General features: G+C 69.2%; 13 protein-coding genes. 3 read left to right on the forward strand and 10 right to left on the reverse strand.

The window, feature by feature from the left end; translation table 11 throughout:
• Positions 1-112: 112 nt before the first annotated feature.
• On the forward strand, positions 113-1,519 hold the full coding sequence (locus AC1VNM_RS15660; RefSeq protein WP_483107512.1) for a carbohydrate-binding protein: 1,407 nt from the start codon (positions 113-115) through the stop codon (positions 1,517-1,519).
• Positions 1,520-1,632: 113 nt separating this feature from the next.
• Here the strand turns inward: AC1VNM_RS15660 and AC1VNM_RS15665 are convergent, their stop codons facing one another.
• The 9 genes from AC1VNM_RS15665 to AC1VNM_RS15705 form a co-directional block, all read right to left on the reverse strand.
• On the reverse strand, positions 1,633-1,983 hold the full coding sequence (locus AC1VNM_RS15665) for a GFA family protein (protein WP_377161126.1): 351 nt from the start codon (positions 1,981-1,983) through the stop codon (positions 1,633-1,635).
• Between the two features lie 57 nt (positions 1,984-2,040).
• Positions 2,041-2,898 carry an HDOD domain-containing protein gene (locus AC1VNM_RS15670; RefSeq protein ID WP_483107513.1) on the reverse strand — a complete coding sequence of 286 codons (858 nt, stop codon included), beginning with the start codon at positions 2,896-2,898 and terminating at the stop codon, positions 2,041-2,043.
• 65 nt (positions 2,899-2,963) lie between these two features.
• Entirely contained in the window at positions 2,964-3,575 is a 612-nt protein-coding gene (locus tag AC1VNM_RS15675) for a Crp/Fnr family transcriptional regulator (RefSeq protein ID WP_377161122.1), read from the reverse strand.
• A 240-nt stretch (positions 3,576-3,815) separates the two neighbouring features.
• Positions 3,816-5,228 carry a glycerate kinase type-2 family protein gene (locus tag AC1VNM_RS15680; protein ID WP_483107514.1) on the reverse strand — a complete coding sequence of 471 codons (1,413 nt, stop codon included), beginning with the start codon at positions 5,226-5,228 and terminating at the stop codon, positions 3,816-3,818.
• A 27-nt stretch (positions 5,229-5,255) separates the two neighbouring features.
• A complete protein-coding gene (gene glxR, locus AC1VNM_RS15685; RefSeq protein ID WP_483107515.1) occupies positions 5,256-6,176 on the reverse strand; it encodes a 2-hydroxy-3-oxopropionate reductase in 921 nt (306 codons plus the stop codon).
• Between the two features lie 10 nt (positions 6,177-6,186).
• Positions 6,187-6,972, reverse strand: coding sequence for a 2-dehydro-3-deoxyglucarate aldolase (gene garL, locus AC1VNM_RS15690; RefSeq protein WP_377161116.1), 786 nt, complete (start codon positions 6,970-6,972; stop codon positions 6,187-6,189).
• 99 nt (positions 6,973-7,071) lie between these two features.
• Positions 7,072-8,067 (reverse strand): Bug family tripartite tricarboxylate transporter substrate binding protein, encoded by a 996-nt coding sequence (locus tag AC1VNM_RS15695; RefSeq protein ID WP_377161114.1) that lies wholly within the window; start codon positions 8,065-8,067, stop codon positions 7,072-7,074.
• 32 nt (positions 8,068-8,099) lie between these two features.
• On the reverse strand, positions 8,100-9,386 hold the full coding sequence (locus tag AC1VNM_RS15700) for an enolase C-terminal domain-like protein (protein WP_483109284.1): 1,287 nt from the start codon (positions 9,384-9,386) through the stop codon (positions 8,100-8,102).
• Between the two features lie 116 nt (positions 9,387-9,502).
• Complete coding sequence (locus AC1VNM_RS15705; RefSeq protein WP_483107516.1) at positions 9,503-10,498, reverse strand: Bug family tripartite tricarboxylate transporter substrate binding protein; 996 nt, start codon at positions 10,496-10,498, stop codon at positions 9,503-9,505.
• A gap of 301 nt (positions 10,499-10,799) precedes the next feature.
• On the opposite strand from AC1VNM_RS15705, the gene AC1VNM_RS15710 reads away from it, so the two are divergent.
• Together AC1VNM_RS15710 and AC1VNM_RS15715 are read left to right on the forward strand one after the other, a co-directional pair.
• Positions 10,800-11,102, forward strand: a complete 303-nt coding sequence (locus AC1VNM_RS15710; protein WP_377161112.1) for a DUF4258 domain-containing protein — start codon at positions 10,800-10,802, stop codon at positions 11,100-11,102.
• A gap of 102 nt (positions 11,103-11,204) precedes the next feature.
• On the forward strand, positions 11,205-11,591 hold the full coding sequence (locus tag AC1VNM_RS15715; protein ID WP_483107517.1) for a helix-turn-helix domain-containing protein: 387 nt from the start codon (positions 11,205-11,207) through the stop codon (positions 11,589-11,591).
• A 23-nt stretch (positions 11,592-11,614) separates the two neighbouring features.
• Here AC1VNM_RS15715 and AC1VNM_RS15720 read toward each other — a convergent pair whose 3' ends face one another.
• Positions 11,615-12,361 carry a FadR/GntR family transcriptional regulator gene (locus AC1VNM_RS15720; RefSeq protein ID WP_377161108.1) on the reverse strand — a complete coding sequence of 249 codons (747 nt, stop codon included), beginning with the start codon at positions 12,359-12,361 and terminating at the stop codon, positions 11,615-11,617.
• Positions 12,362-12,515 lie beyond the last annotated feature (154 nt).

The following is a 12,515-nucleotide window of genomic DNA, read 5'->3' on the forward strand; positions in this document are numbered from 1 at the left end:
GGACAACCATGAAAGCGATTTCACGAAACGCCACAGAATCGCCGGCGATCGATCGAGGCCGCGCGGAGGTCGCGCAAGCCCGGCCGGTCCTTCAACCCCAAGGGAGCTTGCGATGACACTGTCCGAATCGTTCCGCCGTCCTGTCCTCACCGGCCTGCTGGCCGCGCTCGCCTTGTGCGGCGTCGCGTCCAGCGCCCTCGCCCAGACCAAGGTGGTCGGCTACATCCCGGGCTGGAAAGGCCTGCGCGCCGTGGCCGACCGCACCGACCTGACCAAGCTCACCCACGTGAACCTCGCCTTCGCGAATCCGTCGGGCAGCGGCGCCTTCCTCAGCAACGGCAATCCGACCTGCATGGACGCCTCCGCCGCCGACATCCAGTACGTCGTGCAGAAGGCCCATGCGGCCGGCGCGAAGGTGCTGATCTCGGTGGCCGGCGGCGCGATCCCCGGCTGCTCCGGCAACTGGCAGACGCTGCTGCAGCCGGGCAACCGCGCGGCCACGGTCAACGGCCTGGCGCAGTTCGTGAACACCTTCGGGCTGGACGGCGCGGACATCGACATCGAAGGCGGCGTGCTGACCGCCATCGACCGCGCCGGCAACTACACGCCCTTCATCCAGGCCTTGCGCACCGCGCTGCCCGGCAAGCTGATCACCGCGGCCACGGCCACCTACGAGGGCGGGATGATCCCGGTCTCTTCGATCCCGCACTTCGACTTCGTGACCATCATGTCCTACGACAACGTGGGACCGAACTGGGGTCAGGTCGGGCAGGAGCACTCGACCTACGCGATGGCGCAACGCGACGTCGCGACCTGGCAGTCGCGCGGCCTGTCCAAGGAAAAGCTCGTGCTGGGCGTGCCGTTCTACGGCTACGGCTTCAACGGCTACGCGTCGGACTACGGCTTCAACGATATCGTCAACCAGTTCGGCGCGGCGGCGGCGCAGAAGGACCTGGTCGGCACGCTGTGCGCCAGCTGCGGCTACATCACCTACAACGGCATCCCGACGATCAAGGCCAAGACACGGCTGGCGCTGCAGCAGGGCTCGGGCGTGATGATCTGGGAGCTGTCGCAGGACGGCACCGGCGCCAACAGCCTGCTGAGCGCGATCCGCGCCGAGATCGGCGGCACCACGCCGCCGACGACGAGCCGCCTGATCGAGGCCGAGAGCTTCACCAGCCAGAGCGGTGTGCAGACCGAAGCCTGCAGCGAAGGCGGCAGCAACGTCGGCTGGATCGACACCGGCGACTGGATGGCCTACGCCAACGTCAACTTCCCGACCAGCGGCAGCTATCGCGTCGAGTACCGCGTCGCCAGCCCGAGCGGCGCACGGCTCTCGCTGGACCTGAACGCCGGCAGCATCCAGCTCGGCCAGGTCGCGATCCCGGCCACCGGCGGCTGGCAGAACTGGACCACGGTGTCGCACACCGTGAACGTCAACGCCGGCACCTATGCGCTCGGCGTCTACGCGCCGGCCAGCGGCTGGAACCTGAACTGGGTGCGGATCACGAAACTGTGAGCGCGCGCTGACAGACCGCCGGGATGACTCCCTCTCCCGCTTGCGGGAGAGGGAGAGGGAGAGGGAGTAAGAGTTCCGCGTCGCGCGCGGATCAGCGCCGCATCAGCGCCGCATCAGGAATCCCGGCCGTTGTAGTGCGTGACCGGGATGCTTTCCAGCTCGATGCCTTCGAGGCAGCGGACGTTGATCGCCGCCATCGCGTTGCCCTTCGGGTCCGTGCCCTCGGCATACGGGTGGATCCCGCAGACCGCGCAGAAGCGGTGCTTGATCGCGTGCTTGTTGAACAGGTAGGTGGCGGCCGCCGACTCGTCGGTCTTCAAGCGGAACTGTGCGCGCGGCACGAACCACAGCAGCGAGCCCTTGCGCTGGCACATCGAGCAGTTGCACGACATCGCGCCGTCGATCTCGCCGTCCACCTCGTAAGCCACGCGGCCGCAGTGGCAGCTTCCCTGGTAGGTCGTCATGCCGTCTCCAAATCTTTTCCTGGATCTTGAAGCGGCCGACCTTACCTCAGCGCCGCGTCACTTGAGCATCAGCTCGACGTCCTGTCCCGGATCCCCGCAGCCGTCCAGGCGCAGGCGCAGGAAGTCGAGGTCCAGGTGGAGATGCTCGACCAGCTCGGGCACCGCGGTCGTGAGCGCGTCGATGCGGTCGACGTCCTGGTCGCAGGCGTCGGCGACCACCTCGGCCAGGTGCAGGATCGCGGCGAGCATCGAGAACGGCCGCACGTCCAGCGGCGCGTTCGTGTCCTTGAAGGCCTCGACCAGATCCGCCGGGAAGTGCCAGTGCGCCGCGAGCGCCGCCGTCACGTCGGCATGCGTGCAGCCGAAGCGGTGCGACTCCAGCGAGAAGCGGCTGCCGGGCTCGCCCGCGTGGGCTTCGACGTCGGCGACCTGGTCGGGCTCGCTCATCGCCATCATCAGCTGGCCCGTGCGCAGCATCAGGCCCGCGAGGTAGGCGGCGTCCGCGTCGCCCTGCAGCAGCTTGGCCAGCAGCCGCGCATGCCCGGCCGTGCGCACGCTGTGCCGCCAGAAGCGCTGGCGGTCGAGGCCCTTCACGTCGGGGAAGGTGCCGGACAAGCTGGCCGCCATCGCGAGGTTGCGCAGCGTCTCCAGCCCCAGCGCCATCGCCGCGTCCTGCAGCGTGCTGATCGTGTGCGACGGGCTGTAGCGCGCCGAGTTGGCCAGGCGCAGCACCTTGGCCGCGAGCGTCGAATCCTTGCCGATCAGTTCGGCGATCTGCCCGAGCGAGACGCCGTCGTCGTCCAGGCTGCGCAGCAGCTTGCGTCCGACCTCGGGCATCACGGGGAGGCTGGCGTGCCCCCCGAGGAAACGTTCCGCGCTGGAACCGGCAGTGGTCACGGCAGTCAGGGGGGTCACGCTGGCGATCGTCACATTGGCCTCCTCGGGACGTAACGACAAGTGTGGCAGCGAGTCTAAGCCGCTCAGCGACCGCGCGCCAGCGCCAGCAACTCGACCCGGTCCAGCAGCCCGATGCGGTAGCCCTGGACCGCCAGCACGCCCCGATCGGCGAGCTGCCGCAGCGTGCGCGACAGCGTCTCCGGCGAGATCGACAGCTGCGCCGCCACGTCGCGCTTGCGCTCGCTGAACTGCACTTCCCCGGCGGCGCCGGCCTGCGCCAGCAGCCAGGCGGCCACGCGACCGGTGGCGTCCTTCATCGTCAGGCCGCGGATCGCGTCCTGCGCGTCCCGCAGCTGCGTGGCGACCGCCCGCACCAGCGCCTCCAGCACCAGCGGCTGCGAGCGCAGCCACATCGCCGCGACGGACATCGGCCAGACCATCACCACCGCCGACGCGGAGACGACGCTGACGTCCTCCTCGTAGCGGCCCTCGAGCCAGGCGGTGTGCAGGTCCAGCCACAGCGGTCCGGTCAGCGGCGCGCGCGCGGCGACCTTGCCCTCGCACAGCGCCAGCATGGCCACCGCGGCATCGCCGCGGCGGATCGCCAGCTCGCCGGCCTTGCAGCGGCGCAACTGCGTCATGGCGGCCAGCGCGGACCAGCTCTCGCCGTCCAGCAGCAGGTCGCCCAGCAACACGCGCCAGGGGATCGGATGGCCGGGCCCGGGAACGAGTCCGGCGCCGGCAGGGGGAAAAGCAACATCGCTGGGGTCAGCGGATCCGTCGGGATCAGACGTCAGATGGGCGATCACGGGCACTCTCGGAAACCGGAAATGCCGGACTGTCCTCGCCCTGAACGGAAATTGCCTTGAGGCGCGTCAACATCCGTTCAATTTCCCCCGTCGATTCGCTCGATGGGGGGATATCTGTGAAACGCCTCAGCGGATCAGCAGCGCGCGGAAGTCGTTGACGTTGGTCTGTGTCGGCCCGGTGATCAGCAGGTCGCCCAGGGCCTCGAACAGCGCGTAGCCGTTGTTGGCCGCCAGCAGGTCCGCCGGCTTCAGGCCGAGCGCGCGGGCGCGCTCCAGGGTGCTGGGGCTGAGGAAGGCCCCCGCGTTGTCCTCGACGCCGTCGATGCCGTCGGTGTCCGCGGCCAGGCCCCAGACCTCCGGCTGCCCGTCCAGCGCGATCGCGCAGCCGAGCACGAACTCGCCGGCGCGCCCGCCGCGTCCCGGCTGCGGGACCAGCGTCACCGTCGTCTCGCCGCCGGACAGGATCAGGCAGGGCTTGGCGAAGGGCTCGTCGTGCCGCGCGACCGAACGCGCCAGCGCCGCATGCACGCGGCCGACCTCGCGCGACTCGCCTTCGATCTCGTCGGAGAGCACATGCGCGGTGATGCCGAGCGCGCGGGCCGCCTCGGCGGCCGCCAGCAGGCTCTGGCGCGGCGCGGCGATGATGCGCTGCTCATGACCGTCGAAGCAGGGATCGCCGGGCTTGGGCGTCTCCCACTCGCCGCGTTCCAGTGCGTCGACTGCGAGCTGCGGCAGCGCGATGCGGTAGCGGCGGCAGATCGCCAGCGCCTCGGCGCAGGTGCTCGCGTCGGGCACCGTCGGGCCGGAGGCGATCACCTGCGGATCGTCGCCCGGCACGTCGGAGATCATCAGCGTCAGCACCTTGGCCGGCGCGCAGGCGGCGGCCAGCCGCCCGCCCTTGATCCCGCTGAGGTGCTTGCGCACGCAGTTCATCTCGACGATGTTGGCGCCGCTGGCCAGCAGCGCGCGGTTGACCGCCTGCTTGTCGGCCAGCGTCAGCCCCGGCGCCGGCAGCGGCATCAGCGCCGAGCCGCCGCCCGAGATCAGGCAGATCACCTGATCGTCGACGGTGGGGTTGAAGTCGCGCACCTTCTGCATCATCCGGGCCGCGGCGCGCTCGCCGGCGGCGTCGGGCACCGGGTGCGCGGCCTCGACCATCTCGATGCGGCGCGGCCGGTAGTCCGGCGGGATGTGGCCGTAACGCGTGATCACCAGTCCGGTCATGGGCGCGCTCGCCGGCCAGGCGGCCTCGAACGCCTGCGCCATCGATCCGCCGCCCTTGCCCGCGCCGATCACCAGCGTGCGGCCCTTCGGCGGCGGCGGCAGGTGGCTCGCGAGGATCTTGCCCGGCAGCGCCCGATCCACCGCCACGCGGTAGAGATGCTTGAGCAGCGCGCGGGGATCCGCGAGCAGGGCCTCAGCCGCCGGCGATCCGGCGACTGGCGAGTCCGGACCGGGCGAACCGGGGCCGGACGTCGGGGAGGCCGAGGCGGCCGGGGAAGCGGCCGGGGAAGCGGAATCGTCGTGGGGCTGGCTCATGACCGGCGATTGTGGAGACCTGTCCCCTCAGCCGGCGTCCGTAGTGCTACCGACCTCGTGGTTGGCCAGCACTTCCAGCGCCCGCACCAGCGCCGAGTGGTCGAGCTGGTCCCAGCCCTGCGCCGCGGCGGCCTGCATCAGCTGCGCGGTGTTGGCGGTGTTGGGCAGCGCGACGTTCATGGCCTTGGCGCTCTGCAGCGCGAGGTTCAGGTCCTTCTGGTGCAGCGCGATCCGGAAGCCCGGGTTGAAGGTGCGCTTGATCATGCGTTCACCGTGCACCTCGAGGATGCGGCTGGAGGCGAAGCCGCCCATCAGCGCCTCGCGCACCTTGGCCGGATCGGCGCCGGCCCTGGACGCGAAGACCAGCGCCTCGCTCACGGCGGCGATGTTCAGCGCCACGATGATCTGGTTGGCGACCTTGGTGACCTGGCCCGCGCTCGCGCCGCCGACCAGCGTGATGTTCTTGCCCATCAGCTCGAACAGCGGTTTGATGCGCGCGAAGGTGGCTTCCTTGCCGCCGACCATGATCGACAGCGTGCCGGCCTTGGCGCCGACTTCGCCGCCGGAGACCGGCGCGTCCAGCCACTCGGCGCCGAGCGCCTCGATGCGCTGCGCGAAGTCCTTGGTCGCGATCGGCGAGATCGAGCTCATGTCCACGACCGTCTTGCCCGCGCCCTTGCCGCCGGCGAACGCGGCGGCGATGCCGCCTTCGCCGAACAGCACGCGTTCGACGTCCGGCGTGTCCGGGACCATCGTGAAGATCACCTCGGCCTGCTGCGCGACTTCCGTGGCGCTGTCGCAGACGGTGACACCGACGGCGGCGACGTCCTCGCGGACCTGGGAACGGGTGTGGACGAACAGCTGATGTCCGCCTTGCGCGAGACGCACCGCCATGGGCGCGCCCATGATGCCCAGGCCGATGAAACCGATCTTGATGCTCATTGCCATTGCTCCTGAATCAATCCTTGAACTTGTCACGCAGGCCCTGCGTCGCGGCGCGGAAGACCCCGAGGTCGCTGCCGACGGCGACGAAGGTCGCGCCCTGCTCGATATAGCGGCGCGCGTCGGCCTCGACCGGCGCGAGGATGCCGACCGGCTTGCCCGCCGCCTTGCAGGCCGCGTAGATCGTCGCCATCGCCGCCTGCACGTCGGGGTGCTGCGGGTTGCCGAGGTGGCCGTAGCCGGCCGCCAGGTCGGACGGGCCGATGAACACGGCGTCCACGCCCGCCACCGCCGCGATGTCCGCGACCGCGGCCACACCCGCCGGGCTCTCGATCTGGACGATCACGGCGATCTGCTCGTTGATGCCCTGGAAGTAGCCCGGCACCGTGCCATAGCGGTTGTTGCGCTGCGAGACCGACACGCCGCGGATGCCCTGCGGCGGATAACGCGTCGCGGCGACGGCGCGCGCCGCCTCCTCGGCCGTCTCGACGAAGGGGATCAGCAGGTTGGAGAAGCCCGCGTCGAGCAGGCGCTTGATCTCGACGGCGTTGTTGCTGCTCGGCCGCACGACCGGCGCGCTGACGCTGTCCTTCAACGCCATCAGCTGCGGCACGAAGCTGCTGACCTCGTTGGGCGAATGCTCGCCGTCGAGCAGCAGCCAGTCGAAACCGGCCACGCCCAGCACCTCGGTGCTGATCGGACTGGCGAGCGAGCACCAGCAGCCGATCAGGCGTTCGCCCGCGATCAGGCGTTGCCGCAGCGTGTTGGGGAAGGCAGAGTAAGGCGTGGTCGGCGTCGGCATGGCAGGGATCCTCGGGTCGAGATCAAACGGGATCAATCGAGCGGCAATCGAGCAGAAATCGATGCATCAGTCGCGGCTCGATCGCGGCTCGATCGCGGGTCAGTCGAGCTTGAGCCCGCTCTTGCTCACGACACCCGCCCACTTCTTGCGCTCGGCGTTGAAGAAGGTATCCATCTCGGTCGGGTTCATCGTGCTGACCTCGGCGCCCTGCGCGGCCAGACGCGCGCGGACTTCCGGCGAGCGGATGATGCTGATCAGCGCGGCCGACAGCTTGTCGATGTTGGCCTTGGGCATGTTGGCCGGGGCCAGGATGCCCTGCCAGGTGCCGGACTCGAAGCCCGTGGCGCCCTGCTCGGCCAGCGTCGGCACGTTGGGCAGCAGCGGCACCCGGGTCGCCTTGCTGACGCCGATGACCTTGAGCTTGTTCTGCTGCACGAAGGGCAGCGTCGCGAGCATGCCGTTCATCAGCACCTGCGTCTGGCCGGCGATGGTGTCGGTGACGGCCTGCGAGCCGCCCTTGTACGGGATGTACTCCCACTTGGCGCCGGTCAGGTTGGCGACCTGGAAACCGGCCAGGTGCGGCGCGCTGCCCATCGCGGTGACGGCGAAGTCGATCTTGGACTTCTTGGACAACTCGACCAGTTCCTTCAGGTTGTTGGCCGGCACCGACGGGTGGACGACCAGCATGTGCGGCGAGTAGGCCAGCATCGCCACGCCCTTCAGGTCCTTGGACGGGTCGAAGGCGAGCTTGGTGTACAGCGACGGGCTGATGGCCAGCGCGCTGACGTCGCACAGCATGATGGTGTAGCCGTCGTTGGCCTTGGCGGTCTGGTCGGCGCCCATGTTGCCGCTGGCGCCGGGCTTGTTCTCGACGATGACGGTCTGCTTGAGCGCTTCGCCGAGCATCGGCGAAATAATGCGGGCGATGATGTCCGAAGAGCCGCCCGGCGTGTACGGGACGATGATCTTCAGCGGCTTGCTGGGCCAGGCGGCCTGCGCGAAGGCGCTCGGGGCCACGCCTGCCACCGCGGCGACGGCGGCCGCGGCGATCAGCGCGCGGCGGGTGATGGGGGACGTCTTCTTGTGTTCGTGCATGTCTCTCTCCGGGTGTCGTTCGGGGGGATCGTTCAGCGGACCATGCAGGGCCGCTTGGGATCGAACTTCCAGTTGGGGATCAGGTGCTGCATGGCGATGGCGTCGTCGCGCGCGCCCAGGCCGTGCTGCAGGTAGAGCTGGTGGGCGGCGTCGACGGCCTTCATGTCGAGCGTGACGCCCAGGCCGGGCGCGGTCGGCACGGCGACTTCGCCGTCCACGATCTGCAGCGGCTTCTCGGTCAGGAACTGGCCGTCCTGCCAGATCCAGTGCGTGTCGATCGCGGTGAGGCGCCCCGGCGCGGCGGCGGCGGCATGCGTGAACATCGCCAGCGACACGTCGAAGTGGTTGTTGGAATGCGAGCCCCAGGTCAGGCCGAAGTCGCGGCAGGTCTGCGCGACGCGGACCGCGCCGGACATGGTCCAGAAGTGCGGATCGGCCAGCGGGATGTCGACCGACTGCAGGCTCAGCGCGTGGGTGAACTGGCGCCAGTCGGTGGCGACCATGTTGGTGGCCGTCGGCAGGCCGGTGGCGCGGCGGAACTCGGCCATCACCTCGCGGCCGGAGAAGCCCTCCTCGGCGCCGCAGGGATCCTCGGCATAGGCGAGCACGCCGCCCAGGTCGCGCAGCAGGCGGATCGCGTCCTTCAGCAGCCAGCCGCCGTTGGGATCGAGCGTGACGCGCGCCTCGGGGAAGCGCGCCTTCAGCGCCTGGATGGCCTCAACCTCTTCCTCGCCGCGCAGCACGCCGCCCTTGAGCTTGAAGTCCTTGAAGCCGTAACGCGCCTGCGCCGCGGCGGCCTGCTCGACGATGGTCTCCGGCGTCATCGCGACGTGGTGGCGGACCTTCAGCCAGGCGTCGGCGGCGGCATCGCTGCCGGCTTCGTCCTCGGGGGTCTTGTAGGCCAGGCCGGTCTTCGTGCGGTCGCCGACGAAGAACAGGTAGCCCAGCATCGCGACGCTGTCGCGCTGCTTGCCTTCGCCGAGCAGCTCGCAGACCGGCACGCCGAGGTGCTGGCCCAGCAGGTCCAGCAGCGCGCATTCGACGGCGGTGAGCACGTGGATCGTGGTCCGCAGGTCGAAGGTCTGCAGGCCGCGGCCGCCGCTGTCGAGGCCCTTGAACTTCTCGCGGACCTGCGCCAGCAGCGCGTTCCACTTCGCGACCGGCTGGCCGACGAGCAGCTCGCCGGCCTGTTCGAGCGTCTTGCGGATGGGCTCGCCGCCGGGGATCTCGGCGATGCCGACATGGCCGGCGTCGTCCTCGAGGATCAGCAGGTTGCGGGTGAAGAACGGCGCGTGGGCGCCGCTCAGGTTCATGAGCATGCCGTCGCGACCGGCGACCGGGATCGCGCGGGCGGAGGTGACGATGGGACTGCTTGCGCTCACGCGGAACTCCTGGTCGGTCTGCGGGGATCGGACGACACGATCCGACAATGGGATCAATCGGCGGTGATCTTGCGGGTCTCGATGACCTGCTTCCAGCGCGCGAACTCGGTCTTCTGGAAGGCCTGCGCCTGGTCGGGCGTGTTGGCGACGGTCTCGATGCCGATGTCGGAGAACTTCTGCTTCACCGACGGGTCGTGCAGCGCGGCGACGATGTCCTTCTGCAGCTGCGCGCGCACGGCGGGCGGCAGGCCCCGGGGCGCGGCCACGCCTTGCCAGGAGTAGACGTCCGCGCCCTTGATGCCGGACTCGGACAGCGTGGGCACGTTGGGCAGCACGGCGGAGCGCTTGTCGCCGGTCACGGCCAGCGCGCGCAGCTTGCCGCCGAGGATGTGCGGCAGCACCGCGTTGATGTTCTGGAAGGACGCGTCGACCTGGGCGCCCAGCAGATCGCTGATCGCCGGCGCGCCGCCCTTGTAGGGGACGTGGAGGCCGTTGGTGCCGGTCTGCAGCCAGAACAGCTCGGCGGTCAGATGGTCGGAGGAGCCGTTGCCCGACGAGGCGAAGCTCATCTTGCCCGGGTCCTTCTTGAGCGTGTCGACGACGTCCTTGACGCTCTTCAGCGGCGAGGCGGCGGGCACGACCAGCACGTTGGGCGCCTGGATGGCGACGGTCAGCAGGTCGATGTCCTTGAGGGCGTCGTACTGGACGGCCTTGAGCAGATGCGGCGCGATCACGAACGGCCCGAGCGAGGACACGAGCAGCGTGTAGCCGTCGGGCGCGGCGCGCCTGACCTGCGAGGTGCCGAGGGTGCCCGTGGCGCCGGGGCGGTTGTCGACGATGACGGTCTGGCCCCACTTCTTCTGCAGCTCGGCGCCCATGGCGCGGGCCAGCATGTCGGTGGAACCGCCGGCGGGGAACGGCACGACGATGGTCACCGGTCGATCGGGGAAGCCGCTGGCGTGGGCCAGGCCGGCCGCGAAGGTGGAGAGGAAGGCGGCGCCGAGGGCGGCTCCGGCTTTGACGGCCAGGCGGCGGGTCAGAACGGTCATGGTTTGTCTCCGGGGAAGGAACCGTGGAAACCGCTCTTGGTGCGACGCCGGGACTCAACCCGTCGACGATTTGGCGGTCTTGTTGTCAGTCATCATACAAGTTGAGTCGAGCGGATGACAAGGCGGCATCAATCGCTCATCGATGAGGGAAAACACGCAGAACTACCGATTGCAGTCAACGAACAACCCATAAAAACTATGGGAAGAACGCAACACCGCTTTCGCGCCGCCACCTCGGACGCGTCTAGGATTCAACCCATAAAAATTATGGGGAGCAATCAGGCGCGAAGGCACGACTGACGTGACGTTCAAGAAGCAGACTCGGGACCAGCTGGAGCGACATATCCGTCAGACCGCAGGAGATGTCCACAACATCGTCATCACTGGACATGCGTTTTCAAGGATGCGTCAGCGCGGCGTGTTGGCGCGCGAGGTGTTCGCATGTCTTCAGACGGGTCGCATCGACCTGCCGCCGGAAGAGGACATGAAGACCGGTCGGTTGATCTGCCGCATGCAACGGTATGGGACCGCGCGGAACCTGGCGGTTTGCGTCGGTCTGGACGACGACGACCCCAAGCTGCTGGTCATCACGGTGATCGTTTAGAGGAATCCGACCATGTATCAATACCGGGAATGCGGACTCGACAATGTCTGGCTCGAGAACGGCTACGAGGTGGTGGACACCCCGTACGGAAAAGGCGTGTCCGTGAAGGCCGCCGACAAGCTTCTTGACCAGATCGCCGTTCACCTCGTGCGCAAGCCGTCGCGCCTGACGGGCAAGGAGTTCCGCTTCCTGCGCGTGGAGCTCGGCCTCTCCCAAGCCGCCCTCGCCAAGGTGCAGGGCGTCAGCGAGCAGAACATCAGCCTCTGGGAACGTCGGGGCAAGGTGCCCAAGGCGAACGACACCGTGCTGCGCATGTGCTACGTCGCGCATGCGGCAGGCGACGACCTCGTGAAGTCGGCGCTCGACCGCATCATGACCGTCGAGCGCCTCGTCCATCAGAAGATCGTCGCCACCGCCGGCCGGGCGGGCTGGCGGTTCAAGGTCGAGGAAACGGAACAGGGAACGAGCGAGGCGGCTGCCGAAGCCTGACCCCAGGGCTTGCTGGGACCCGCTCAGCGCTTGTCCTGCAACGCCAACGCCGCGCGCCGGCGCCGTTCGCGGCTGTTGGCCAGGTGCGTCCGCATGGCGGCGCGGGCGGCTTCGGTGTCGCGCGCGGCGATCGCGTCGAGGATGCTCTCGTGCTCCGCGTTCACGCGCAGCAGGTAGTCGCGCTGCGCCACGGGGTCTTCGTCGCCCGCGGCCGCCAGGCTCGCCAGGCGCGCGCGCGGGATGCTCGGCGCGCCCAGCGTCGCCATCAGCTGCTCGAAGTGCGGGTTGCCGGTCGCGCGGGCAATCTCGAGGTGGAACTGGAAGTCCGAGGCCACCGCGTCGCGGCCCGCCAGCGCCGCCTCCGCGAAGGCCGACAGCGCGGCCCGCATGTTCAGCAGGTGCGCGTCGGTGCGCCGCTGCGCGGCCAGCGCCGCCGCCTCGGTCTCGATGCCGATCCGCAGCTCCAGCACCGCGACGACATCGTGCAATGTCGCCATCTGCTCCGCGCCGATCCGGAACGGCCCGCCCTCCCCCAGCCCCAGGACAAAGGTCCCGATGCCGTGCCGGGTCTCGACCAGCCCCGCCGCCTGCATCTTCGAGATCGCCTCCCGGACCACCGTCCGGCTGACCTCGAACTCGGCCATGATCGCCGCCTCGGTCGGCAGCTTGTCGCCGTTGGCGAGCGCACCCGCACGGATCCGGTCCTCCAGCGCACGGACAAGTCCGAGTGCCAGCGATTTCGGGCGGGAACGGGTCAACGAAGCATTCATCACAGGGTCAGTTGTACGACAACATAGGCCTCAACGACAACCGCGTTATCGCGGTGTCGCGCCGATGCAGCGTGTCTTTCGAAAGGAGGCGACAGGACGCGCCCCCGGGAGCGGGGAAGCGAGAAGCGGGTTGGGATTGTCCCGGACCCGGCCG

The organism is Mitsuaria sp. MSU3D (assembly GCF_056867975.1).

What these genes read in the sequence shown, in the direction of transcription:
- garL (WP_377161116.1), bottom strand. Translation starts at nt 6,972, where the DNA reads ATGCCGACGCCGACCACGCCTTACTCTGCCTTCCCCAACACGCTGCGG.
- AC1VNM_RS15660 (WP_483107512.1), top strand. Translation starts at nt 113, where the DNA reads ATGACACTGTCCGAATCGTTCCGCCGTCCTGTCCTCACCGGCCTGCTG.
- AC1VNM_RS15705 (WP_483107516.1), bottom strand. Translation starts at nt 10,498, where the DNA reads ATGACCGTTCTGACCCGCCGCCTGGCCGTCAAAGCCGGAGCCGCCCTC.
- AC1VNM_RS15695 (WP_377161114.1), bottom strand. Translation starts at nt 8,067, where the DNA reads ATGCACGAACACAAGAAGACGTCCCCCATCACCCGCCGCGCGCTGATC.
- AC1VNM_RS15700 (WP_483109284.1), bottom strand. Translation starts at nt 9,386, where the DNA reads ATGCTCATGAACCTGAGCGGCGCCCACGCGCCGTTCTTCACCCGCAAC.
- AC1VNM_RS15665 (WP_377161126.1), bottom strand. Translation starts at nt 1,983, where the DNA reads ATGACGACCTACCAGGGAAGCTGCCACTGCGGCCGCGTGGCTTACGAG.
- AC1VNM_RS15680 (WP_483107514.1), bottom strand. Translation starts at nt 5,228, where the DNA reads ATGAGCCAGCCCCACGACGATTCCGCTTCCCCGGCCGCTTCCCCGGCC.
- AC1VNM_RS15720 (WP_377161108.1), bottom strand. Translation starts at nt 12,361, where the DNA reads ATGAATGCTTCGTTGACCCGTTCCCGCCCGAAATCGCTGGCACTCGGA.
- glxR (WP_483107515.1), bottom strand. Translation starts at nt 6,176, where the DNA reads ATGGCAATGAGCATCAAGATCGGTTTCATCGGCCTGGGCATCATGGGC.